Here is a 23,499-nt window from a genome sequence, read left to right as displayed (position 1 = left end):
CCGCCAGTCGGCGGGGCTTTGGCTTCCGGTCGGGGAAAAGGTTGGCGGTTTGGGCACCGCTCAATACGAATCCTGACGGGCGATATCGACGATCAGCACGCTGACGATGTTGTCGCCAAAGGCCTTTTGCGCCGATTCAAGCAAGGCGACGCGCAGCGGGTCGAGATTGCCGGGGCGGGTGAAGGCACCGTCGAAACCGCCGATATTGGCATGGTCGAACAGGACCTGAAGGAAGCCGTCGCGCAGCTTGGGTTCCTTGGCGTAGAAATTCTCGCTGAAACCCGGCTGGACCTCGAGGCTGAGCGACACCGTGGCCAGGCCGCTGATCTGGTCCTTGTGCACCAGCGGCACCACAAAGGGTTTGTTCATCTTGACGTATTCGTTGCCTAAATCCTCGGCGCCGTGATCCTCGGACGGTTTCGATTTGGCGGAATCGGCAGGTTTGGCCTTGGACGGTTTCTCTTCGCCATGGTCACTGGCCTGATCGCTTGCCTGCGCGGCGTCCTGCGACGGTTTGGGGCCAAGGAACACCCCGGCGCCCACCCCGGCGCCAAGGCCCACAACAAGGAAAAGGACCGGAAGCAGTTTTCCCAACATGGCCGACCTCAGAACGGCAGGACCATGTCCAGCACCTGCTGGCCATAGCGCGGTTGCTGCACATCGGTGATCTGGCCGCGGCCGCCATAAGACACCCGCGCCGAGGCGATCTTGTCATAGGTGATCTCGTTCTGGCGCGAGATATCCTCGGGTCGCACATAGCCCGAGACCAGCAGCTCGCGCAGTTCGAAATTCACCCGCAGCTCCTGCGAACCGGTGATCGACAGGACGCCGTTGGGCAGCACGTCGACCACGGTTGCGGCCACCCGCAGGGTCAGCTTTTCCTTGCGCTTCACCGATCCCTTGCCGCCCGAGGCGCTGGTGGAATCCACCGCGACCGCGTTGCTCATCGACGCGCCTTCGGGGAGTTTCTCGTCGATCCGCTGCGGCAGGCCCAGAAGATGCGGCACGCCCAGGCTTTCCGAACCCGAACGCGACCGGTTGGTGTCGTTCGAGATCTCGGCCTTTTCGTCGATTTCGATGACCACGGTCAGAATGTCACCCTTCTTCATCGCCCGCTGATCGCCCAGCAGCGAGTTCTGGCCGCCGCTCCACAGCGACGCGCGATCGACCGAGCGTTGCGGCTGTGTGTGCAGCGGCAGGCCGGGCCAGAGCATGGCCACGTGCTCGGGCGACTCGGTGTTCGGGGTAAAGCTGGGCGCCTTGCCCAGATGGTCGGCGCGGCCACAGGCCGACAGCACCACCAGCGCGGCAATCAGGGTTTTGGGGGAAGGACATTTCTGCATCATTTTACCTCGATGGAGCCATTGGGCCGAATCTGGCCGGAAACGGTGGTGCGGGACGTCAGGTTCATCACCCGGATGACATCGCCCGCCGCACCGCGGCCCAGCGCGCGGCCTTCGGTGGTGATGACCAGCGGGCCATTGTCGAAAAAGAGCGTCACCAGATCATTGCGGTCGACGATGGCGGGAGGGCCGACATCGTCGTACCGGATCGGCCGCCCGGGATAGAGCGCGACGCGCGCCTCTTGCCCGACCACCTCGGCGGGGTCGGTATAGCTGCCCGGGACCTCGGCGGATTTCAGCATCAGATCCTCGGCGCCGATGATCTCCTTGGCGCGGATGGTGCGGGTGGGCACCAGCACCTCGGCTGCTGCCGTCTGCGCCAGGACAAGGGCAAGGATCGGGCCAAGATACCGCATCAGCGTACCTGCGTGGTGGCGCTCATCATCTGGTCCACCGCCGAGATGACCTTGGCGTTCATCTCATATCCGCGCTGGGCCTCGATCAGCTCGGTCACCTCGCGCACCGCGTCGACCGAACTGTCCTCCAGATATCCCTGGCGCAGGGTGCCCAGCCCGTCCTCGCCCGGGTTGCCGGTGATCGGAGAGCCCGAGGCCTCGGTCTCCTTGAACAGGTTGCTGCCGATCGCCTCCAGCCCCTTGGCGTTGGTGAAACCGGCCAGCGTGATCTGGCCCAGCAACTGGCCCTCGGCTGCATCGTCGAAATAGGCATACACCTCGCCCGATGCGTTGACCGAGAGCGACCGGGCATCGCTGGGAATGGTGATTTCGGGGGCCACCGACAGCCCGTCCGAGGTGACGACCAGCCCCTCGGCCGAGCGTTTCAACGACCCGTCACGGGTATAGGCCGATTGGCCCGAGGGCAGCGTCACCTCGAAATAGCCGCGCCCCTCGATGGCCAGGTCCAGATCGTTGCCGGTGGCCGACAGCGCACCCTGTTCCAGATGAACCGTCACTGCCGCCGGGCGGACCCCCAGGCCAAGCTGCACGCCGGTCGGCAATACGGTTCCGTCGGCGGCGTTCACCGTTCCGGCACGCGCGATCTGCTGGTAATGCAGGTCGGCAAACTCGGCGCGGCGGGCGTTGTAGCCGGTGGTGTTCATGTTGGCGAGGTTGTTCGAGATCGTCTCGACCCGCATCTGCTGGGCGGACATGCCGGTGGCGGCTATTTTCAGGGCGCGCATTCTTGGGCTCCTTCAGGTTGGGATCAGCGCAGCAGGCTGTTCACGGCGTTGCGGATGCGTTCGTCTTCGGACTGGAGGAAGCTCTGGCCCAGCTCGTAGGCGCGCTGGACCTCGACCAGCCGGGCGACCTGGTCGATCGCATTGACATTTGATCCTTCGAGGAACCCTTGCATGATGCTGGCGCCCTCTATCGGTTCGGTGCCGTCATCGGCGCGAAAGAACACGCCGCCCTCGCGGATCAGTCCGTGTGGATTGGTGGGTTTGAACAGGCCGACCTGACCCAGCAGCCGTCCGCCGCCGCTGATCGTGCCATCTGGGCCGATACGGATACCGTCAATATCTGGTGGTACAAAGATCGGCGCGCCATTGGCATCCATCAGCCGATAACCGTCCGGGTTGACCAGATCACCCTGAGCGTTTGGCGTAAAGCTGCCGGCGCGGGTCAGCCGTTCGCCGCCCGGGGTCTCGAGCATGAAGAACCCCTCGCCGTCGATGGCCAGATCGAAATCACCGCCGGTCTGGGTCAGCACCCCTTGTTCCTGCGAGGTGTTGCGCACCTGACCGCGCGCCATGGACAGCGACGAGGTTCCAAGCCCGCCGCGCACGAATTCGGAAAACACCAACCCCTGTTGGCGATAGCCCGAGGTGGCGGCATTGGCGATATTGTTGGCCACGACGCGGGTTTCGTTCAAAAGCCCCGATTGTCGCGACAGGATGGCATAGCTGGGCGTTTCCATCAGACACCTCCCGATATCAGCGGAATGAGGGTTGTGGTGAAATAGTTGATCAGCGTCTGGGTCATGAAGCCCATCGAGATCCAGAACACGATCACGATGGCGGCCAGTTTCGGCACAAAGGTCAGCGTCATTTCCTGGATCGACGTCAGGGCCTGGAACAGACCCACTGCCAGACCGGCGATCAACGCCACCGACAGGATCGGAACCGAGGTGATTACCGCGATCCACAGCCCCTGTCGAACCGTGTCATAGAACAGGCCTTCGCTCATCATGGCTCAGACCGGCATCCGAAGGATTTCCTGATAGGCCTCGACCACCTTGTTGCGAACGGTGACGGCGGTTTCGACCGCCAGTTCCGACTGCGCCAACGCCTGCACCAGCGCATGCGGGTCGGCCTTGCCGATCATCGCCGATTGGGCCAGGTCTTCGCTGTGCTGCAGGGTGGCGGCAAAATCCTGGAAGGTGCCGCGCAGGCCCAGGGCGGCGCTGTCGTCCTTGGGGTCCGCCTGGGTGGCGGGGCGGGCCGAGGCATAGGCCTGGGCTGCGGAGAGGCTGCGGATATCCATTCTAGCTGTCCTTTATTTGCGGAGAAGTTCCATCAGGCTTGCGGACATCTGCCGCGCCTGGTCGAAAAGCTTGAGATTCGCCTCGTAGCTGCGCTGTGCCTCGCGGGCGTCGGCGATCTCGATCATCAGGTCGACATTCGACCCCTTGTAGTGGCCGGTCTCATCGGCCAGCGGGTGCGAGGGGTCAAAGATGTCGGGCAATTGCCGCCGGTCGAGTTTGACCCGGCCGGTGGTGACGCGCTCGACCCCGTCGTCACGGCCGCGCTCTACCTCGAACGGGACCGTCTTGCGGCGATAGCCCGGCGTGTCGGCGTTCGAGATATTCTCGGACACATGGCGCAGGCGGGTGGCCTGGGCGCGCAGGGCGCTGGCGGTCACAGAGAGGGATTTGGAAAATTCGCTCATCTCAGCCTCCCTCACCCACGACCCAGGCCGACGCGCAGTATGTTCATCGAGGATTTGTAGATCGCGAGCGCGCGGTCATGCTGACGCTTGACCTCGACCGCCTTGAGCATCTGTTCCTCGACGCTGACATTGTTGCGGTTCGGGTCGCCCGGACCGTCGGTTTCGAAAGGTGTCCAGCTGGTGGTCGAGGCCGCGGTGCCATTCAGATGGCCCGCCCGACTGGCCTGCATGGCGGTCCCGGCGCTCTCGCGAGCAAAGGTTTCAGCAAACGGGGCGATATCGCGTTCGCGGTATCCGGGCGTATCGGCATTGGCCATGTTCTGGGCGATCACGGCCTGCCGTGTGCCTGCATGCGTTGCCATGGCGTACGCCAACTTAAAGACGTTCAAGTCCGAGAACATCGGGGCTTCTCCCTCGATCAATTTCAATCAAGGCTTAACCCCGATTCGTTTAGAAACCGTTTTCAGGAAATTGTTGGAGATATCCCGATGACGGCCCCGGACCCCCTCGCCCTGAAAGCCGAGTTCGACAGTCTCAGCCTGGTTCGACATGTCGGGCGCGTGACCGGCGTGGCAGGGGGCGTGATTCAGATCCAGGGACTCGCCAATCAGGCGAAGATCGGTGATCGCGTTGAATTAAAACGCAATTTCGGCCCGCCCTTGGGCGGCGAGGTGTTGCAGGTCGAAGGCAGCACGATCAACATGCTGCCCGACAGTGCGCCCGAGGGCGTGTCACTGGGCAACCGCGTGGTGTTGCATCCGATGCCGGGATTCGCGCCCGGACGTCATTGGCTGGGACGGGTGGTCGACCCGTTCGGTCGGCCGCTGGACGGGCGCCCCCTGATGCGGGGGGCCAAGGTGCGCGATCTGATGCGCCCGCCGCCGCCTGCCGTGCAGCGCAAACCCCTGGGTCAGCGCATGGCAACCGGGCTTTGTGCACTGAACACATTGTTGCCCATTGTCCAGGGCCAGCGGGTCGGTCTTTTTGCCGGGTCGGGGGTTGGCAAATCCAGCCTGCTCGCCACGCTGGCCAAGTCGATGCAGGCGGATGCGGTTGTGGTCGCGCTGATCGGGGAACGGGGGCGCGAGGTCAACGAGTTCGTGGCCAAGGCGCTGGGCCCCGAGGGGCTGGCGCGCTCGGTCATCGTCGCGGCCACTTCGGATCAATCCGCATTGGTTCGCCGCCGCTGCGCTTGGGCCGCGATGACAGTGGCCGAGAGCTTGCGCGACGAGGGGTTGAATGTTCTCTACCTGGCGGACTCGATCACCCGTTTCGCCGAGGCGCATCGCGAGATTTCCGCCGCCATGGGCGAGGCTCCGGCGCTCAGGGGGTATCCGCCGTCGGTCACGCCGCTGATCACCGGCCTGTGCGAACGCGCCGGTCCGGGGACCGAGAAACAGGGCGATATCACAGGTGTTTTCAGTGTCCTGGTCGCAGGGTCGGACATGGACGAACCGGTCGCCGATATCCTGCGCGGTGTTCTGGACGGCCATATCGTTTTGAACCGAGAGATCGCCGAACGTGGTCGCTTTCCCGCCATCGACATCAGCCGTTCGGTCTCGCGCAGCTTGCCGGACGCGGCCACGCCCGAGCAGAACGCACTGATCGGCGAGGCGCGGCGCCTGATTGGCGCCTACGAGCAATCCGAAGTGATGATCAAGGCAGGGCTGTATACAGAAGGAGCTGACCCGTTACTGGATCAGGCGGTGCGGGTCTGGCCCGAGCTGGATGCTTTTCTGGCCCGACCCGATGCTCAGGGGGTCGAGCACAGTTTCTCGCGCCTGCAACTGCTCTTGCGCCGCGCCAACTCCGGCCCCCGCCACTAGACGTGGGCCGGACAGGTGTCAGTCGGCGTCAGCCACGCCCTCGGCCCGCAGCCGCGCGCGGCGAGCGCGATAGCTGGGCAGCAGTACCAGAATCACCGCCAGTGCCAGAAGCCCCATAGTCATCGGCCGTTCCAGAATGAATCCCAGCCCGTCATAGAGCTGCATCGCACGGGCAAAGTTGTTTTCCAGCATTGAACCGAGAATGAAACCGATAAGAAGCGGCGCCAGCGGATAGTCCGCAAATCGCAGCACCGTGGCGCAGAGGCCGAGCCCCACCAGGATCAAGAGTTCGGTGGCGTTGTTCTGACCGATATATGCCCCCATCAGGGTAAAGAACAGGATGAACGGTATCAGAAAGGTCCGCGGCACCGTAAGGATCTTGGCGATATAGGGGATCAGCGGCAGGTTCAGGACCAACAGGATCAGGTTGCCCAGATACATTGAAATGATGACTGCCCAGAAGATCTGTGGATCGTCCACCATAAGGCGTGGTCCGGGCGTGACGTTCAGCGCGATCAATGCGCCGAGGAGAATCGCGGTGGTCCCCGACCCTGGAATGCCCAGGGTGAGAAGCGGAACGAAGGATCCGGTGCAGGCGGCGTTATTGGCGCTTTCGGGTGCAGCCAATCCCTTGAGCGACCCCTTGCCGAACTCCGCCTGCTCGGCCTTGGGGGCAATGTTGCGTTCGACCGCGTAACCGAGGAAACTGGCGATTGTCGCGCCTGCGCCGGGCAGAACACCAATCAGGAAACCCTGCACCGATTGCCGCCCGATCACTGGCGCGATGGATTTCGCCTCGGCCCTTGTGATGCGCAGGTCCTTGATCGCGTTGCCATCACCTCCCTGGCTGGACCGCGAGGGATCGAGCACGAGATAAAGCGCCTCGGGCAGGGCGAACATCGCCATAGCCAGCGTGATGAACCCAAACCCTGATTGCAGATCCATCACTCCCATGGTGAAGCGCGGCATATTGAAAAGCGCGCCCTCGCCCACGGTGGCCATGATCAGACCGAGAAGCGTCATCAACAGCGCCTTGCCGACCTGTCCTGATCCGGCAAAGGCGGCGATGGCCGACAGGCCCACCACCATCAGTGCGAAATACTCGGCCGAATGAAACAGCAGCGCGACCGAGGCCAGCGCGGGCGCGAAAACCATCAGCAGGATCGCCCCAATGGTGCCGCCGCAAAAGCTGGCGATCGCGGCTACCGTCAGCGCCTTGCCAGCCTTACCCTGCCGCGCCAGGGGATAGCCGTCGAAACTGGTCGCAACGGTCGAGGCCACGCCGGGCGCGTTGATCAGGATCGACGATGTGGACCCGCCGAAGATCGCGCCATAGTAGACGCCGGCCAGCAGGATCAAGGCCGCTGACGGATCGCCAATGGTGATCGCGACCGGGATCATGATCGCGATGATCGACATCGGACCAAGCCCAGGCAGCATGCCGATGAATGTTCCGATCAGACAGCCACCGATGACCATCAAAATATTTGTGAGCGAAAAGGCTGTCGCCAACCCGATCATCAGACCTTCGAGCATATCAGCCTCCGTTTGCCATGAATGCGGGCCAGGGGCTGAGGAAGATCCCCAGAACCACCTGGACTAGGTACCAGACCAGCCCGGCGGCGATCGCAGCCACCGGCAGCAGGATGTGAAGCCGGCGTTCGCCAAGGATCAGCGAGCCGATTGTCAGAAAGGCGAGAGTTGAAAGCAGAAACCCAAAGGGCCGCAACAGCAACGCATAGGCCACCATGAGCGCAAGCAGCATGAGCGCTTGGCCAAGTTTGTACTCGGTCAACCGACGATAATTGATCTCCATCGGTTTTGGCTCAGCCGCGCCCCTTTCGATACCCAGGAGAACAGTCAGCGCAGTCAGAACAGCAAGAACTGACAGGATCTTGGGAAAGGTGCTTGGCCAGATCGGGTTGCGTTTCATGAACGGGGCAAGGCCCGCGTCCATGGTGAAGAAGGCGGCGTAGCCATAGGCGAGGCAGATCATCAGAATGACCAGTGCGATCCAGCGGTCGAGTGCCATAAGATCCTCCGGGGCGTGTTGGGTTGAGGCTGTCAGGGGGGCGCTGCCCCTGCCGCCCGTTCCGGGCGCCTCCCCCGGGATATTTTCAGCAAGAGGAAAGACGATGTTAACCTTGTTTCCCTAGGTTTGGATCACGGTACAGGCTGGGAAGCCGATGACCGTGCAAGGGGAAGGTTATGCTTCTTCGGTGGAGGGGAGGGTCGGTCGCTCTCCCCTTTCTCTTGCTTCAAATATCCCGGGAGCGCGAGGGTGGAACCCTCGCACATCACAGACGAGCGCGGCGTAGCCGCACCTTTGGATTAGAGAAAACCCAGCTTGCGCATCAGATCCCCGATCTGCTGTTCCTGTTTTTCCAGGAAGGCACGGAAATCGTCACCGCTGTTGTGGATGTTGACCCAACCGTTGCGGGCGCGCACGGCTTCCCATTCGGGAGTGTCATACATCTTGGCAATCGCGTCCTGATAGGCGGCAAGCCGGTCCTCGGGCAGACCGGGGGCGCCGAAGAACCCACGCCAGTTCACAAAACTCGTGTCGATCCCCTGTTCCTTCATCGTCGGGGCGTCGGGATAGGCGGCGACCCGATCATCCGAGGTGACGCCGATGATCTTGACCTCGCCCGCATTCGCCAGATCCACCGCTTCGGAGAAGCCGGTGCTGAGCGCGGCGATCTCTCCCGAGAGGAGCGCCGCCATCGCCTTGCCGCCCGCGTCATAGGGGATGTATTTCACTGCCAGTGCGTCCTTGCCGGCAGCCTCCATGACCATTGCGGCGACCAGATGGTCCATGCCACCTGGCACCGAACCGCCACCGATGGCGGTGCCACCCGGGTCGGCGTCAAAAGCTGCGAGAAGGTCGTTCATCGAGTTCACCGGGCTGTCCTTGCCCACCACGATGGCGGCATAGTCGCCGATGGTTCCGGCGACCAGGGTCAGGTCGCGAAAATTCTGCGGGAACACGCCGGTCAGCGAGCGGATGATGATCGGGGTTGAATTGACCATCAGCGTGCCGTGGTTCGAGGCGGCGTTTTCGATCAGGTAGCCGATTGCCTTGCCGCCGCCGCCGCCGGACATGTTTTCATAACTGGCAGTGCCTACGAGGCCCGCTGCGGTCAGTGCCTCGCCGGTGCCGCGTGCGGTGCCGTCCCAACCGCCACCGGCGCCGCCGGGGACGAGGAAATGGATGCTGTCGACCACCGGTTCGGCCATGGTCGGCGTGGAAAAGGCAAATGCCGCCGATGCGGCGGCCATCATGACCCGGCGGGTCAGGTTCAGTTTCGTCATTGTGTCCTCCCGTTTGACAAAGCGGGTTTCGCTTGCCCATGTGAAAGGAAAGCCATGCAAAGCTGACACCAACCTGTCGCATCCGGTTGAAGAGGAGAGGTACCCCATGCGGTTCCTACTGGTCGAAGACAATCTGAGCCTGGCTGCGGCTATCCTGGATCGACTGCGCCTGGACGGACATGTGGTAGATCATGCAGAGAACATCTCGGTTGCCGAAGAGTTTGTGGTAACGGCAGATTACGATTTGATTTTGCTGGATATTATGTTGCCCGATGGGGATGGCCGCACCTTTCTCAAGACGCAGCGCGATCATCTCAGCGAGACCCCGGTCATCGTTCTGACCGCGCGATCCGAGGTGTCCGACCGGGTCGGTGTTCTGGACCTCGGCGCCGATGATTATCTGACCAAACCTTTCGACTTTGCCGAGCTGGAGGCACGCTGCCGGGCGGTTTTGCGGCGGCGCGGGGGGCGCCCATCGAACCAGAAACGAATCGGGGCGCTGATCTTTGATCCACTCTCGGGAGTTCTGGAAGTCGCTGGTGTCGATGTGCCCCTGCGAAACAAGGAACTGCGGCTGTTGGAGATCTTTCTGGCCGCGCCGGATCAGATCTTTTCCAAGGCACGATTGGTGGACCGGCTGTTTTCTTACGACGAGGAAGTGTCGGAGAATGCGATCGAGGTCTATGTGGCCCGGCTGCGCAAGAAGATCAGCGGTTCGGGGGTCGAGATTCAGACGGTGCGCGGGTTGGGGTACCGGATGCGGACGCAATGAGTGACAGTTTGCGCATCAGCGGTTCGATCCGCCGGCGGCTGACGATACAGCTGGTCGGCAGCGCGGCGGTGCTGGCGACGCTGCTGTTTCTGATCGTACAGACCTTTACCCGAGACCTGGCTGAAGAGACTCACGACCGCATCCTGCTGGCCTCGGCCACCTCGATCATGGACGCAATCTCGGTCCGGGCGGGAGAGGTGACCGTGGACCTTCCTTATGCTGCGCTGTCGATGCTGAGCAATGTCAGCGATGACAGGGTGTTCTATCGGGTCATGCTGGGGGCCGAAACACTGACCGGTTACGACGATCTGCCCGTACCCGAACCCGGGTCACGAGAAACCGGAGCAAGGTTCGACACGCTGGTCTACAAAGGCGAAACCGTGCGGATGGCGACGACGGTACGCTGGCTGTCGCGCAATGGGGTTTCCACGCCCCTTATCATCTCTGTGGCGCAGACCCGGACTGGACAGACCGAACGGCTGGCGGCCCTGACCCGGACCGCATTGTTGCTGGGGGCGGGCTTCTTTGCCGTGGCCGTTCTCTTGGCTGTCTGGACGGCGCAATCCTCGATCCGGCCGCTTCGGCAACTGGCGGGTATGGTGTCGCGTCGGGGGCCAACCGATCTGCGCCCGGTCACGCGCCCGGTTCCGGCTGAAATGGCGCCACTGGTCCGATCCCTCAACAGCTTTATCGACCGGTTGGGCCTGTCTCTCTCGAGATCCGAGGATTTCATTGCCGAAGCGGCGCACCGGGTGCGGACTCCGCTGGCAACAGTGCGGACCCAGGCAGAGAATACCCTGCACCGGATCGAGCGACCGGAAAACCGGACTGCACTGCGCGAGATGATCCGTGCCATCGACGAAAGCTCGCGTGCGGCAGGGCAACTGCTGGATCATGCTATGGTGAGCTTTCGCACTGACAGTCTTGAACGCAAACCCTTCGATCTGGCCGAGCTGACTGCCGAGCTGGTGAATCGGTTGCGGCCGGTCGCCGACCTGAAGGATATCGATCTGGAACTCGAGATGACGGGCGCGCATGCCATGGCGGGTGACCCGATCCTTGTCCAGAACGCGGTACGCAACCTGCTTGACAATGCGATCAAATATGCGCCCGAGGAAACCCGTATCACGGTATCGGTTCGGGGTGATGCGGCGGCTCATACCCTGTGCATCCGGGATGCGGCGGGCGGGTTTCCCGAGGATGAGATGGGCAGCCTGACCGAACGTTTCGTTAGAGGCCGCAATGCCGAGGGCACGGTCGGGTCCGGTTTGGGCCTGACCATCGCCCGCGAGGTGGCCGAGGCGCATGGCGGGCGGCTCGAGATCGCCAACACAAAGGATGGAACCGGCGCATGCGTCTGTCTGCACTTTCCCTCTGCTTGACCCTTTGGGCGGCTGTCGCCTGCGCTTTCGAGGTCGAGGAACACGCGCGTTTCGGTCCTGCCGAGGCGCGCGTTCTGCGCATCCTGTCAACGACGGATATCGATATCCTGCGCCCGCTGATCGATAGTTTTCTGCGGAGCCGTCCAGGGGTCGCGGTCGATTATACCGCAGCCAGCAGCGCTCAGGTGATGCAGGCCATTGTCACAGAGAATGCGCGGTTCGATCTTGTCCTGTCCTCGGCGATGGATTTGCAGATAAAGCTGGCCAATGATGGGTTTACCCGACCCCATCGTTCGGCCTGGACGCCGCTTGTCCCGGATTGGGGCAACTGGCGGGACCATGTCTTTGCCTTTTCACAGGAAACGGCCTCGGTTGTGCTGTCTCGCGCGGCCTTCGCCGGTGAAGAGCCGCCGCGCACCCGGCAGGATCTGATTGACCTGCTCAGACGCGACCCGGACCGGTTTCAGGGCCGGGTCGGCACCTATGACGTTACAGTCAGCGGTCTGGGATATCTGTTCGCGACCCAGGATGCACGAACAGCCGAGAGTTACTGGCGGCTGATGGAGGTTCTGGGCGGCTTACAGGTCAGGCTGTATTGCTGTTCTGGTGAAATGATCGAGGCGGTGGCCGAGGGCCGTATCGACCTGGCCTATAACGTGTTGGGCAGCTATGCGCGGGCACGCACCGATCTGGCCGAGCGTATTCTTGTGGTCGAGCCCGAGGAATACACAAACATGATGATGCGCACTGCGGTCATCCTTGGCGAGGCGGCCGAGCCCGATCTTGCCGGTGCATTTGTCGACCACCTGATCGCGGCGGCCTGGTCCGACCCGCCTGCGCCTGACTATCCTTTTCTGGACCCGCCCGAGACCGCTCGCCCGGTTGGAGCGTCTCTGCGTCCAATTGCGCTGGGGCCCGGATTGCTGGTGTTTCTGGATCGGCTCAAGAGGCAGCGGTTCCTGGAGGAATGGCGTAACGCGGTTCAACAACACTGATCGCCGTGGGTGTGATAACCCGACAATCTTATATGTTATGCCTCTGTTAACGCCTCGCCTGATATCCCTGATTTCGGGTGATAAGGAAGGTGGTGGAGATGGGTGCGCATTCCAATGCGGCGCCGATCATCATCAAGAAAAAGAAATCGGGTGGTGGCGACGGTCACCACGGCGGCGCGTGGAAGGTGGCCTATGCCGACTTCGTAACCGCCATGATGGCTTTTTTCATGTTGATGTGGCTGCTGAACGCAACGACGGAAAAACAACGCAAGGGTCTGGCCGACTATTTCTCGGATTCAATTCCGATCAACCCGGTTTCCGGTGGTGGTGACGGGTCCTTTGGCGGCGACAGCATGTTCTCGGAGAACGCGCTGGTCACTTCCGGGACCGGAGGTGTCAATCGCCGGCGCGCGGATGCGGACCGCTCGCGTGGGTCGACCGGGGTCGACCGCCAGGGCGGCGAGGGAGAGCCGTTCGAAGACTTCAAGACACTGGAGGCGACCTTGCAGGGGCGGGCGGGGGAAAGCCTGGTATCCGAGCAGTTGCGTAAGCATATCGTGACCCGTGTGACTGACGAGGGGCTGATCGTCGAGCTGATCTCTACAGACGAATCGCCCTTGTTCGACACCGGGTCGGACCGCCCGACCCAGTTGATGAAAGATCTGGCCAAGGTGGTGGTGCGGGCATCGGGAATGGTCACGAATGGTATCGCCGTGGGAGGGCATATTCGGGCACATCCGGTGGTGTTGGTGCGGAGCCCAGTTTGGGAACTGTCCACCGCGCGAGCCGAGCGAACTAGAGTTCTATTTGAAAGCCTGGGAATGAAAGAAGAACGTATTCAGCGCGTTACTGGATTCGCCGACCGGAAGCTCACCGATTTGAATCCGATGTCTGCGCGCAACGACCGGATCGAAATCATCTTTCTACGCAATTGAGATCACAGAGATGAATGGCATTTTATTTGTTAGCGGGCTGTTAAGCGGTCAGGCGTTAGCTGTTGCAACAGTTTTTCATGATGCAGCAGAAAGGCGTATCCATGACCATTTCATCTTCGCTCAACGCCGGGGTTGCGGCGCTGTCCGCAAATGCCAGCCGCCTGGCGACGATCTCGGACAACATCGCGAACTCGTCGACCTATGGCTACAAGCGGGTTGAAACGGATTTCCATGCACTGGTGAATGCTGGCGGACGCGGGAAATACTCGGCAGGTGGGGTTCGTACGACCACACAGCGCCTGATCGACCAACGCGGTTCACTGGTATCTACCTCGAATTCGACTGACCTTGCCGTGCGCGGGCGCGGTATGCTGCCAGTGATGCGTAGTTCGCAACTGGCCTTGCCTCAACAAGATATGCTTCTGGCGACGACAGGTTCCTTTCGCACAGATGAAGAAGGTTATCTCAAATCAGAGGCTGGCCTGGTTCTGATGGGCTGGCGGGCCAATCCCGATGGGTCGATCCCGAACTTGCCGCGCGATACCTCTGATGGGCTGGAGCCGGTGCAGTTGAGCGTTAATCAGCTATCGGGAGCCCCGACAACCGAAATGGTTCTGCGCATGAACCTACCGGCAACCGCAACGGAGGCTGGGGCAGCAGGAGACCCACAGCCCCTTTCGGTCGAGTATTATGACAATCTAGGTAAATCCGAAAACCTCCAGATCGAGCTCGTCCCAACCGTGCCTGCAACAGGCGTCAGCAACGAATGGACGTTGGTTATGCGGGACACTGCTTCTGGTGGCGCGATTGTCGGGGAGTACACGCTGACCTTTTCTGACGCGCGGACCGATGGCGGTACGCTAGCTGCTGTCTCTGCGACAACAGGCGGGGCATACGATCCGGCAACTGGTTCGGTTGTTGTCAACGTGGCTGGCGGCCCGATGGAAATCAATATCGGCCAGATCGGAGCGTCGGATGGTATCACTCAGCTGTCCGACAAATTTGCGCCGGTATCGATTACAAAGGACGGAACCGCCGTTGGTACGATGAGCCGTGTTGAGATTGACGAGAACGGCTATGTCTATGCCTTTTTCGACAATGGTGTCAGCCGAAGAGTGTTCCAGATTCCGCTCATCGACATGCCAAATCCCAACGGCCTGATGGCACTTGACAGTCAGACTTATGAACCCTCGCGCGAAAGCGGCACTTATTTCCTTTGGGATGCGGGTGATGGTCCGACCGGTGATCTTGTTTCCTTCGCACGAGAGGAATCGACTACCGATGTTGCGTCCGAACTCACCGCGATGATTCAGACCCAAAGGGCGTATTCGTCGAGTGCCAAAGTGATCCAGACAGTGGACGAGATGCTGCAAGAGACCACCAACATCAAGCGATAAACCGGTCATTCGCTGTATCTTGATCAAGGAGGCTTGTCATGACCATCTCGGCCGCACTTCACTCGGCTCTCAGCGGCTTGACCGCAGCGAGCCGTGCAACGGGGGTCACAACCGACAATATCGCAAATGCTCTGACACCTGGATATGCGCGAAGATCACTGGAAGTGACCGGCAACACGAATGGAGGAACAGGAGTTCGTATTGTTGGAGTGACTCGACACGCTGATCCGGTCCTGGTGGCGAACCGGCGCGGCGCCGATGCTGCGCGGGGTTATGCAGATACAGTATCAGACTTTCAAAACCGGTTGTTACAGTTGGTCGGAGGCACGGACGATCCTCGTTCGGTTCCAAACCTGATCGCTGAATTCGAAAGCAGCCTGATCGCAGCGGCCAGTAACCCTTCGGCCCAGACTCGTCTGGATGCCGCTGCGACCGCGGCTTCCGACCTGACGGCAGCACTCAACTTCGCATCGGATGGTTTGCGAGACGCCCGCAACGATGCGGATCGCAGTATCGGGCAGCAGGTCGATCGTCTCAACACGGTGTTGCAGAACATTGAAACTCTCAACGGGCGCATCCAGTCAGTCAAGCTTTCAGGCGGAGACACTGCTTCCCTCCTCGATCAACGACAAGAGATGATCGATGAAGTCAACACGATGGTACCGGTCAACGTAGTTACTCGCGATCATGGCAGCGTGGCACTGTTCACCGATGGCGGCGCCATCCTGCTAGACGGGCCGGCTGCTCAACTGAGTTTTTCCCCGACGACACAGACGATGCCGCATATGACATTGGACAACGGTATGTTGTCAGGTTTGGAGCTGAACGGAACGCACCTGCGAATAAGCGGCCCAACTTCGGCTATTCGGGGTGGTACACTTGCCGCAGCGTTCGATATTCGCGACGAACTTTCTGTCGAGGCGCAGAAGGACCTTGATTTGGTCGCGCGCGATCTTGTGGAACGTTTCGAGGCCCCGGCTTTGGACCCGACAGCGGCGCCAACCGACCCTGGGCTATTTACCGACAACGGTGCCCGGTTCGCAGCAACGGCGCAAACCGGGCTAGCAGGCCGATTGGAACTGAATACAATCGTCGATCCGAAACAGGGGGGGCTAAGTTGGCGCTTACGCGACGGTCTGGGGGCGGTTGCCCCCGGGGCACCTGGAAACGCAACGCAGATCAACGCGTTTCTTAAAGCTCTGACGGTCGCGCGCACGCCGCTTGATACTCGGTTCGGGACCGGCGCGATTACTGCGAGTGGTGTTGGCACGGCTCTGTTGTCCAGAGTGACGCAAAACGACAGCCTGGCGGCTGAACGGTTGGCCTTTGCATCAGCCAGCCAGACAGAGATGCAAAAGCTTGAACTGGAACAGGGCGTCGATACGGACTCTGAACTGCAGACACTGATGCAGCTCGAACAGGCATTTGCCGCAAATGCCCGCGTCATCGAGACGGTTGGCGAGATGATGGACACATTGTTGAGGTTGTAACCGATGGCTATGAATTCACTGGGAGATTTGGCTCAGAACCTGATGCTGCGCAGCTATGGCACGCGCATCCGGAACGACATCAACACCCTGACCCGTGAACTGAGTACGGGCGAGGTTGCCGATGTTTCTGGTCGTCTACGCGGAGATTTTTCGCATCTTGCCGATATGGATCGGTCCCTGCGACGGCTTTCGGCGCTTTCAGCTGCAAATGGCGAAGCCAAACTTATGGCGTCGGCAAGCCAAGCTAGCCTTGCCACTGTGGAAGAGACGGTCACCGACCTGTCGGATTCGCTGTTGTCGGTCGCGCTCTCAAACCAGGCTGTCAGCCATGCGCATGCAGGCGTCAAGGCGCGTGGGGCGCTAGGAACGATGATATCCTCGCTGAACACTTCGGTCGGCGGGCGCAGCTTGTTTGCCGGTGTTGCGACGGACCAAGCTCCACTCTCCTCGGCTGATACAATCCTTTCTGGATTGCGTACGGCCCTTTCCGGTCTGTCCACTCCCGGTGATATCATGCAGGCTGCGCGAGACTGGTTTGATGATCCCGCAGGTTTTGTCGCAACTGTCTATACCGGATCGGATCAGTCTCTAGCGCCCGTTCAGGTGTCGGAAAATACTCAGGTCTCGCTGACACGTCGTGCCGACGATTCTGCATTTCGCGATGCGTTGCGCCTTGCTTCGGTCTCTGCGCTGGCAGAGGATCCAGCACTTGGTTTGTCTGCAGATACCAAGACTGCGCTTTTCAAGCAGATCGGTGTAGACCTTTTGGGCACCAGAGACGGTATCGTCACGCTTCAGGCCGAGATCGGAGATGCAGAGGCCAGAATCGAAAAGGCCGCAGCCAGGAATGGCGCCGCCAAGAGCGGCCTTGAACGTGCGCGCGGTGAACTCGTGGGCGCCGACCCTTACGAAACCGCTATTCGCCTAGAGGCAGTGCAGTACCAGTTGGAAAGCCTCTACACGACGACCGTGCGCAATTCGCGCCTCTCATTAGTGAATTTTCTGAGATGATAATGATCCGCCTTTTTGTCTTTCTCCTTCTGCTTCCTGGCCTGGCTCAGGCAGGGGCGGTTCGTCTGAAGGATCTCGTCGAATTTGATGGAGTCAGGGGAAACGACTTGGTTGGCTACGGTCTGGTGGTAGGCCTGAACGGGACGGGCGACGGGTTGCGCAACGCCCCCTTCACCGAAGAGATCATGTCGAACATCCTCGAGCGGTTGGGTGTCAACGTAACCGGCGAGGATTTTCGGCCAAAAAATGTTGCTGCGGTTTTCGTCACCGCCGCGCTACCGCCTTTTGCCCGGGTGGGCAGTCAGATAGATATAACTGTATCCGCGATCGGTGATTCCAAAAGCCTGCTTGGTGGCACCTTGATCATGACTCCGCTGAACGCGGCGGATGGGCAAATCTATGCGGTTGCGCAGGGTACGGTTCTTGCTGGCGGCGCTTCGGCCGAAGGTCAGGCGGCTTCGGTCGTACAGGGGGTGCCGACCTCCGGAGTGATCCCAGCAGGCGCGCGGGTGGAGCGGGAGATCGAATTCGACTTGAGGTCCTTGACCCGACTGCGCCTGGCGCTGCGTGAACCTGATTTCACCACCGCTGGGCGGATTGAGGCTGCGGTGAATACGGTGTTCAACGGTCGAGTCGCGGTGATGCGCGATTCAGGTACTGTCGAGTTGGATATCACGGCCACCCAGACCAAGTCGCCAGCCCATGCGATTGTCAGAATCGAGAACATACTTGTTGAACCGGAGCGGAAGGCGAGGGTGGTAGTGGACCAGCGTTCGGGAACAATCGTTATGGGAGCAGATGTGCGGATCTCGCGCGTGGCAGTGTCGCAAGGTAGCCTGACTTTGCGGGTCGAAGAGGCGCCGATCGCGGTGCAACCCAACCCGTTTGCCGAAGGCGACACCGTGATCGTTCCAAGAACAACAGCGGAAATCGAACAGGAACCCGGGATCAAACTGGCCGAAGTGCCAGAAAGCGCCTCGCTATCGGATGTGGTGGCGGGTCTCAACGCGCTGGGCGTGTCACCGCGCGACATGATCGACATCCTCAAAACAATCAAGGCAGCCGGTGCTTTGCACGCCGAATTCGTCGTACGCTGAGCAGTCGTCGCATACAGAACTGGGGTCGCCCTGTTTTTCTACCCACCGTTTCTGAATGTTGGGTCGTTAGTACGCCGGATATCAACCATATGCTGCAAACGTTTCGCCCCGCCGAAGGGCGGGGCGGATCTGGAGAGGTGTTTCGGATACTTGCTCAGGGAATGTAGCTACGAACCAGCGCGCTAGCGATAAGTGACCAGCCATCCGCAAGCACAAAGAAGGCCAGCTTGAAAGGGAGAGAAACGGTCGCTGGCGGCACCATCATCATGCCCATCGACATCAGCACTGCGGCCACCACCAGATCGATGATCAGGAAGGGTAGAAACACCAGAAAACCTATCTGAAACGCGCGTGCAATCTCGGAGAGCATGAAGGACGGCACCAGAACCGAGAGTGGAGCGTCAGGAGTCGCCGCCATCGCCGCACCGTCAGGCCGTAAACTGGCCATGGCAAAAAAGGTGTCCGCATCTAGCCTGGCGGCCATGAACCCTTTGAAGGGCGCGATTGCGTTTTCCAGCGCTGGTTCCAGTGACAGTTCTTCGGCCATCATAGGCGCGATGCCTGTTGTCCAAGCTTCCGTGAACACGGGCTCCATTACGAAATAGGTCAAGAATAGCGCCAAGCTGACAATCAGCATGTTGGGTGGCGACTGTTGCAATCCGATTCCCTGACGCAGGATTGCCAGAACTGTTACCAGAAAGGGGAAACAGGTGATCATGATGGCCAGCCCGGGCGCCAGGCTGAGCACGGTAATCAGCAGGATTAACTGTATCGTTCGGGCGGACACCGAGCCACCTTGGTCCAGCGAAAGGGAAATGTCCTGCGCGACCGCCGGCCCCGCAAGAAATGCACCGGTCAGCAGCGTTATGACCAACAAAACAGGTATGACGGGCCTCATCCCAAGTCGTAGGCCAGATCCGAGATTTCGATCAACCGCACGGCAAGCTGACCCGCTTGTTCTCCGGTTAACTCTTCGAGCTGGCCACGCGCCACCAGCCGGTCGCCGACATAGAGATCGACCGGATCCTCCACACGTTTGTCGAGGGTGAGGACGGCATTCTCGCCAAGTCCGATCAGATCCCGGATCAGCGGTCGCGCGCGCCCGACCGAAACGGTGATCTCGATCGGTACCGAATTGAAGGGGTTCTTTGGTTCGGTCGGTTTTTGCGGGTCGCTCATGTCACGATACCTCTTTGGCCTGATGCAGGAAGGACTTTATTGCCTCGTTGATCGAACTCAGAAGTGCCGAACAGTCGATGTCGCGCTCGGCAGTCCCGATTCGTAGACAGGCCTGCCCGGCGGGAAGCGATGATTCTTCGACCAGTTGAACGGGGAAAGAGAATTCCTCTGAAAGGATTGGTTTGAGCGAAGCGCTCACCCCTGATGGAACGATGAGGAGCGCCGGTTGCGAAACCTGCTCGCGAGCCATGGCTTTCAGCTGTTCGACGATATGGTGGGTATAGCTGCGTTTCATCGTTTTCGGTAGCACCGTTCCAACCAAGCTCTCGAACATCGGTTCCAGACTGTGGGTCATCTGGCTCAGCGCTTCGTGATAGGTAAAAGACAGATCCTCGAGATTGCGCACCAGGGTGGCGTTTAGCTGATCCTGCGCCTCGGATCGGGCGGATACGGCATCGTCCCAACCGGCAGAGTAGCCTTGCTCGAAGGCCGCAAGGCGGTACTCTTCCAACGTATCCTCGTCCATAAGCCGAACTCTGCTGGGATCCATCAGATTGACTTCGAAGTCTTCTAGAAGATGCGCGATGGTCATCAGACTTTTTCCTCATTCTCTTCAAGCCAACCGCGAAGAATCTCTATCGTCTCTTCCTGTTTGTCACCGATCATCGCGCGGAGGCGCTCCACAGGAGTGTTCCCAACCCCCGCTAGGGCAGGTACCCCGCCGCGCGTCTTTGGATTCGCGTTGGAAAGCTGAGCCAGCCCTGGGCTCCCGTCGTCGATCTCGCCGGTCAGTGTAGGGATCGCAGCTTCCGCGGTGGCTCCATCCGAAGGCTGTGCCACCGCTAGAAGTTGCGGCGAACCAACAGGTTTGCTCAGGATCGGTCGAACAACGAAGAGGCCTAAAACCAGCGTGACCAATGCTAGAGTTGCCATCTGGATCAGCGACATCATGTCAAATCTCAACCCTTGCATCATCGAACTGCTGGCCAGAGTTCCCTGCGGTTCAATCTCCGGGAGTTCCATGGATTTAAGTGTGATCACGTCGCCACGAGTTTCGTCGAACCCTACCGCCGATTCCACCAATTCCCGCAGAGCGGACAGCTCTTCCTCTGGGCGTGGCGTGAACTGGCTGCTTCCATTTTCCGCGGCGCCTGGCAAACCGTTGACCAGGACAGCCACGCTCAGCCGTTTGATGGCGCCGGGCGCGCGTAGGATCTCTGTTTCGGTTTCCGAGACCTCGTAATTCACCCTTTCGCGCGTGGCGCTGGTGCTCGAGTTGGATTCGTCGCCAACCGATCCGTCTCCGTCCGGTAGATTGGAGGCAACCGTGACATCTGAGGATTGATTCTTGGACGCGTCAGATCGCTCCTCGATATCGGTACTGATGGCGATACGGCCATTGGGGTCCAGCCGGCGCTCGCGGATCGATTCCGTTTCGGTCACCGCATCAACGCTCACTTCGACAATTGCATTGCCGCGTCCGACCCGTGCTTCGACCAGTCGTAGAACCCGCTCTCGCATCTGCTGCGAGCGCTCCTCGAAGTTACTTGAGTTCGGGGTTTCAAGCGGGCCGATAACGTTTCCGTTTGAATCGATCACGGTAACCCCGTCGGCGGCCATCCCAGAAATTGCCGAGGCGACAAGATAGCGAATCGCGTTTGCCTGTGCCGGCGTCACCTCTGAGCCCGAAGGGACGATCGATACGGATGCGGTCGGTGCTATGTTGCGTTGGAACGGGCTGGACGAACTGTTGGCGATATGTACCCGCGCCTGAGCTACATGTGGGCTAGCCACGATGGTACGGGCCAATTCACCTTCCTTTGCGCGCCAATAGGCAGCATCGAACATCTGCGATGTGGTACCAAAACCGCTGAGCGAATCGAGCAACTCGTACCCTCGACCACCGTTTGCAGGTAGCCCCTCGGACGCCAGAGTCAGGCGCAACTCGTCCCTCTGTGCAACCGGTACATAGATCGATCCGCCGCGCACCTCAAATAAAACACCTTGTTGCTCCAGCGAACGCACGACCTCCCCCGCCGAGCCGTTCTCAAGCCCTGCGTAGAGCAGCTGCATGTTCGGTGTCCCGGCAATTCTGGTCAGCCCCATAACGCCGAGAAACATCGCCAGAACAGCACCGATGACGATGAATTGTCTCTTCTTGTCCAAACTTGCCCAGACATTTCTTATCTGCTGCACGTCTACCTCCGTCTCGCCGACTTTCTGCGCGGTACTCCTCCTGTTTCACCGATTGGCCTTAACAATCGGTTAGTTCCTGTCGGGCTAGTAAGGTTCTTGAACCAAGAACGAGGACGGCATGACGGACACAACCGCCGATGAAGTCGAACTAGAAAAGAAACCGGGTAAGAAAAGCCTAGTTATTGGATTAGTTCTGGCACTTGCCGGATCAGGCGCTGGGTACTTCGCCACGGCTTCGGGGACGATTCGCTTGGGCGCCCATCCTGTCGAAAGTGATACTGAGGCGGGCGTTTCCTATGGTGCCCAGTTGCCAGATCAGCTGCCGGATATCGCTTTTGTCGATTTGCAGCCGATCATGGTATCGCTGCTCAGAGAAAACGGGCAGCGGCACCTTAGATTTCATGCGCAGTTGGAAGTTCCCGAACATTATCTGGCGGATGTCGAGAAAATCAGGCCCCGCATTGTTGATGTGCTGAACGGTTATTTGCGCGCCGTTGAGATCGATGATCTTAGCGATCCGCTGGCCCTGACGCGCCTACGCGGGCACATGCAGCGGCGGATCAACATTGTCGCGGGCGAAGGGCGTGTCAACGACGTGCTCGTAATGGAATTCGTACTGAACTAGGAGAGTGCCTTGGAACTGATTGCGGATATTCTTCTGGTCGCCGGTGCGTTGGGTGCCGGTCTGTATTGCTTTGTGCTCGGTCGCCGCTTGAAACGGTTCAACAACCTTGAAAAAGGTGTTGGGGGTGCGGTTGCGGTTCTTTCGTCGCAGGTGGACGAGTTGAACAAGACCCTCGCGTCGGCCCGAGACGCGTCAGATAGTTCTGGTGCTGCCTTGAGTGCGCTCAGCGAGCGCGCCGAAGCGGTTGCACAACGGCTTGAGTTGATGATGGCGTCGTTGCATGACGTCCCGCCAGCTTCGACGGTACCTCCGCCAAAAACTGTAGAAAAGGAACTGAAACCTGTGCGTGCAGACGAGGAGAAACAGGCGCCTGCGGGGGTCATGTTCAAGCGGCATGGCCGAAACAATAGTGGAGCCGCACCATGAAACGTAAAAAACGCGAGACCTCTGGTCGCGGAAGCGCGCTGCTGCTGATTTCGGTGCTGATGATTGGATCCGCACTTATCCGGATCGGTCTCGAGGCTGGGCCCGCCCTTGCTCGCGACGTGGTTGAGGAACCAGTTCAGAATGCGGGTGTCAAAGAAAAGCGCAGCGCACTGGCCGAGTCGGATCTTCATGCGCTGCTGGCTACGCTGCGACAGCGCGAAAAAGATCTGAACCAACGTGAGTCACGCGTTTTGGAACGCATGCGCGCGCTGGAAATAGCAGAAGTGGCAATCGAGCGGAAATTGGCCAAGTTGGCCGAAGCCGAAGAAGATTTACGCGAAACTGTTGCCGCAGCAAGCGTCGCTGCCGAGAGCGATCTGAGCCGACTGACCGAAGTTTATGAAAAGATGAAACCCAAGGAATCTGCGGCATTGTTTGAAGAGATGGACGCAAGCTTTGCCGCGGGTTTTCTGGCCCGGATGCGACCTGAGGCGGCGGCGGATATCATGGCGGGTCTAACCCCCAAAGTAGCCTACACCATCAGTGTCGTTCTGGCAGGGCGAAATGCCAATGTACCTACTGAATAAAAACGAGAAATTAGGAA

The 23,499-nt window shown here is 60.1% G+C and carries 28 protein-coding genes; 12 read left to right on the top strand and 16 right to left on the bottom strand.

Annotated elements, in window-relative coordinates:
* Window positions 1-60: 60 nt before the first annotated feature.
* Genes AC2FNY_RS07535 through AC2FNY_RS07495 form a run of 9 tightly spaced genes read right to left on the bottom strand, consistent with a single transcriptional unit; the run spans window position 61 to window position 4,653 of the window.
* Window positions 61-597 (bottom strand): flagellar basal body-associated protein FliL, encoded by a 537-nt coding sequence (locus AC2FNY_RS07535; RefSeq protein ID WP_496802089.1) that lies wholly within the window; start codon window positions 595-597, stop codon window positions 61-63.
* Window positions 598-605: 8 nt separating this feature from the next.
* The gene (gene flgH, locus AC2FNY_RS07530; RefSeq protein WP_234165305.1) at window positions 606-1,346 is read right to left on the bottom strand and encodes a flagellar basal body L-ring protein FlgH; all 741 of its coding nucleotides are present in this window, start codon (window positions 1,344-1,346) and stop codon (window positions 606-608) included.
* A complete protein-coding gene (flgA, locus tag AC2FNY_RS07525) occupies window positions 1,343-1,759 on the bottom strand; it encodes a flagellar basal body P-ring formation chaperone FlgA (RefSeq protein WP_496802088.1) in 417 nt (138 codons plus the stop codon). Before flgA ends, flgH begins: the two co-directional genes overlap by 4 nt.
* The gene (gene flgG, locus AC2FNY_RS07520) at window positions 1,759-2,544 is read right to left on the bottom strand and encodes a flagellar basal-body rod protein FlgG (protein ID WP_496802087.1); all 786 of its coding nucleotides are present in this window, start codon (window positions 2,542-2,544) and stop codon (window positions 1,759-1,761) included. The genes flgA and flgG overlap by 1 nt, the downstream gene beginning before the upstream one ends.
* Window positions 2,545-2,567: 23 nt before the next feature.
* Window positions 2,568-3,281, bottom strand: a complete 714-nt coding sequence (locus AC2FNY_RS07515; RefSeq protein ID WP_496802086.1) for a flagellar hook-basal body complex protein — start codon at window positions 3,279-3,281, stop codon at window positions 2,568-2,570.
* Window positions 3,281-3,553: a flagellar biosynthetic protein FliQ gene (locus tag AC2FNY_RS07510; protein WP_234139988.1), complete on the bottom strand. Its 273-nt coding sequence runs from the start codon at window positions 3,551-3,553 to the stop codon at window positions 3,281-3,283. The genes AC2FNY_RS07515 and AC2FNY_RS07510 overlap by 1 nt, the downstream gene beginning before the upstream one ends.
* Window positions 3,554-3,556: 3 nt before the next feature.
* Window positions 3,557-3,847 carry a flagellar hook-basal body complex protein FliE gene (gene fliE / locus AC2FNY_RS07505; protein ID WP_234139987.1) on the bottom strand — a complete coding sequence of 97 codons (291 nt, stop codon included), beginning with the start codon at window positions 3,845-3,847 and terminating at the stop codon, window positions 3,557-3,559.
* Window positions 3,848-3,859: 12 nt separating this feature from the next.
* Complete coding sequence (flgC, locus tag AC2FNY_RS07500) at window positions 3,860-4,252, bottom strand: flagellar basal body rod protein FlgC (protein WP_234139986.1); 393 nt, start codon at window positions 4,250-4,252, stop codon at window positions 3,860-3,862.
* Window positions 4,253-4,263: 11 nt separating this feature from the next.
* On the bottom strand, window positions 4,264-4,653 hold the full coding sequence (locus AC2FNY_RS07495; RefSeq protein WP_496802085.1) for a FlgB family protein: 390 nt from the start codon (window positions 4,651-4,653) through the stop codon (window positions 4,264-4,266).
* Between the two features lie 87 nt (window positions 4,654-4,740).
* Between AC2FNY_RS07495 and AC2FNY_RS07490 the strand changes: the two genes are divergently transcribed.
* Window positions 4,741-6,078 (top strand): FliI/YscN family ATPase, encoded by a 1,338-nt coding sequence (locus tag AC2FNY_RS07490; RefSeq protein WP_496802084.1) that lies wholly within the window; start codon window positions 4,741-4,743, stop codon window positions 6,076-6,078.
* 18 nt (window positions 6,079-6,096) lie between these two features.
* Here the strand turns inward: AC2FNY_RS07490 and AC2FNY_RS07485 are convergent, their stop codons facing one another.
* The 3 genes from AC2FNY_RS07485 to AC2FNY_RS07475 all read right to left on the bottom strand — a co-directional run bounded on the left by AC2FNY_RS07485 (window position 6,097) and on the right by AC2FNY_RS07475 (window position 9,390).
* On the bottom strand, window positions 6,097-7,614 hold the full coding sequence (locus tag AC2FNY_RS07485; protein WP_234139983.1) for a tripartite tricarboxylate transporter permease: 1,518 nt from the start codon (window positions 7,612-7,614) through the stop codon (window positions 6,097-6,099).
* A 1-nt stretch (window position 7,615) separates the two neighbouring features.
* Complete coding sequence (locus tag AC2FNY_RS07480; protein ID WP_496802083.1) at window positions 7,616-8,110, bottom strand: tripartite tricarboxylate transporter TctB family protein; 495 nt, start codon at window positions 8,108-8,110, stop codon at window positions 7,616-7,618.
* A 299-nt stretch (window positions 8,111-8,409) separates the two neighbouring features.
* The gene (locus AC2FNY_RS07475; protein WP_496802082.1) at window positions 8,410-9,390 is read right to left on the bottom strand and encodes a tripartite tricarboxylate transporter substrate binding protein; all 981 of its coding nucleotides are present in this window, start codon (window positions 9,388-9,390) and stop codon (window positions 8,410-8,412) included.
* Window positions 9,391-9,496: 106 nt separating this feature from the next.
* Between AC2FNY_RS07475 and AC2FNY_RS07470 the strand changes: the two genes are divergently transcribed.
* The 8 genes from AC2FNY_RS07470 to AC2FNY_RS07435 all read left to right on the top strand — a co-directional run bounded on the left by AC2FNY_RS07470 (window position 9,497) and on the right by AC2FNY_RS07435 (window position 18,469).
* The gene (locus AC2FNY_RS07470) at window positions 9,497-10,162 is read left to right on the top strand and encodes a response regulator transcription factor (protein WP_234139980.1); all 666 of its coding nucleotides are present in this window, start codon (window positions 9,497-9,499) and stop codon (window positions 10,160-10,162) included.
* Window positions 10,159-11,544 (top strand): sensor histidine kinase, encoded by a 1,386-nt coding sequence (locus AC2FNY_RS07465; protein ID WP_234139979.1) that lies wholly within the window; start codon window positions 10,159-10,161, stop codon window positions 11,542-11,544. The genes AC2FNY_RS07470 and AC2FNY_RS07465 overlap by 4 nt, the downstream gene beginning before the upstream one ends.
* A complete protein-coding gene (locus AC2FNY_RS07460) occupies window positions 11,514-12,539 on the top strand; it encodes an ABC transporter substrate-binding protein (RefSeq protein WP_496802081.1) in 1,026 nt (341 codons plus the stop codon). Before AC2FNY_RS07465 ends, AC2FNY_RS07460 begins: the two co-directional genes overlap by 31 nt.
* A 98-nt stretch (window positions 12,540-12,637) precedes the next feature.
* On the top strand, window positions 12,638-13,474 hold the full coding sequence (locus AC2FNY_RS07455) for a flagellar motor protein MotB (RefSeq protein WP_496802080.1): 837 nt from the start codon (window positions 12,638-12,640) through the stop codon (window positions 13,472-13,474).
* 77 nt (window positions 13,475-13,551) lie between these two features.
* On the top strand, window positions 13,552-14,871 hold the full coding sequence (locus tag AC2FNY_RS07450; RefSeq protein WP_234165323.1) for a flagellar hook protein FlgE: 1,320 nt from the start codon (window positions 13,552-13,554) through the stop codon (window positions 14,869-14,871).
* Window positions 14,872-14,909: 38 nt separating this feature from the next.
* A complete protein-coding gene (gene flgK, locus AC2FNY_RS07445; RefSeq protein ID WP_234139975.1) occupies window positions 14,910-16,361 on the top strand; it encodes a flagellar hook-associated protein FlgK in 1,452 nt (483 codons plus the stop codon).
* Window positions 16,362-16,364: 3 nt separating this feature from the next.
* A complete protein-coding gene (locus AC2FNY_RS07440) occupies window positions 16,365-17,372 on the top strand; it encodes a flagellin (protein ID WP_496802079.1) in 1,008 nt (335 codons plus the stop codon).
* Window positions 17,369-18,469, top strand: coding sequence for a flagellar basal body P-ring protein FlgI (locus tag AC2FNY_RS07435; RefSeq protein ID WP_234139973.1), 1,101 nt, complete (start codon window positions 17,369-17,371; stop codon window positions 18,467-18,469). The genes AC2FNY_RS07440 and AC2FNY_RS07435 overlap by 4 nt, the downstream gene beginning before the upstream one ends.
* A 154-nt stretch (window positions 18,470-18,623) precedes the next feature.
* Here AC2FNY_RS07435 and fliP read toward each other — a convergent pair whose 3' ends face one another.
* The 4 genes from fliP to fliF are packed head-to-tail and all read right to left on the bottom strand — an operon-like array spanning window position 18,624 to window position 21,844.
* A complete protein-coding gene (gene fliP, locus AC2FNY_RS07430; protein WP_234163575.1) occupies window positions 18,624-19,367 on the bottom strand; it encodes a flagellar type III secretion system pore protein FliP in 744 nt (247 codons plus the stop codon).
* A complete protein-coding gene (locus tag AC2FNY_RS07425) occupies window positions 19,364-19,648 on the bottom strand; it encodes a FliM/FliN family flagellar motor switch protein (protein WP_234139971.1) in 285 nt (94 codons plus the stop codon). The genes fliP and AC2FNY_RS07425 overlap by 4 nt, the downstream gene beginning before the upstream one ends.
* 1 nt (window position 19,649) lies before the next feature.
* A complete protein-coding gene (locus AC2FNY_RS07420; protein WP_496802078.1) occupies window positions 19,650-20,240 on the bottom strand; it encodes a FliH/SctL family protein in 591 nt (196 codons plus the stop codon).
* A complete protein-coding gene (gene fliF / locus AC2FNY_RS07415; RefSeq protein WP_234177866.1) occupies window positions 20,240-21,844 on the bottom strand; it encodes a flagellar basal-body MS-ring/collar protein FliF in 1,605 nt (534 codons plus the stop codon). Before fliF ends, AC2FNY_RS07420 begins: the two co-directional genes overlap by 1 nt.
* Window positions 21,845-21,962: 118 nt before the next feature.
* On the opposite strand from fliF, the gene AC2FNY_RS07410 reads away from it, so the two are divergent.
* Genes AC2FNY_RS07410 through AC2FNY_RS07400 form a run of 3 tightly spaced genes read left to right on the top strand, consistent with a single transcriptional unit; the run spans window position 21,963 to window position 23,482 of the window.
* Entirely contained in the window at window positions 21,963-22,469 is a 507-nt protein-coding gene (locus AC2FNY_RS07410) for a flagellar basal body-associated FliL family protein (protein ID WP_234139968.1), read from the top strand.
* 9 nt (window positions 22,470-22,478) lie between these two features.
* Window positions 22,479-22,895, top strand: a complete 417-nt coding sequence (locus tag AC2FNY_RS07405; protein WP_496802077.1) for a hypothetical protein — start codon at window positions 22,479-22,481, stop codon at window positions 22,893-22,895.
* The gene (locus AC2FNY_RS07400; protein WP_496802076.1) at window positions 22,892-23,482 is read left to right on the top strand and encodes a MotE family protein; all 591 of its coding nucleotides are present in this window, start codon (window positions 22,892-22,894) and stop codon (window positions 23,480-23,482) included. Before AC2FNY_RS07405 ends, AC2FNY_RS07400 begins: the two co-directional genes overlap by 4 nt.
* Window positions 23,483-23,499 lie beyond the last annotated feature (17 nt).

Source organism: Ruegeria sp. BHSC223, assembly GCF_059613025.1.
Note: the sequence above shows the minus strand (reverse complement) of the source record. Positions and strands in the feature narration are given on the sequence as shown.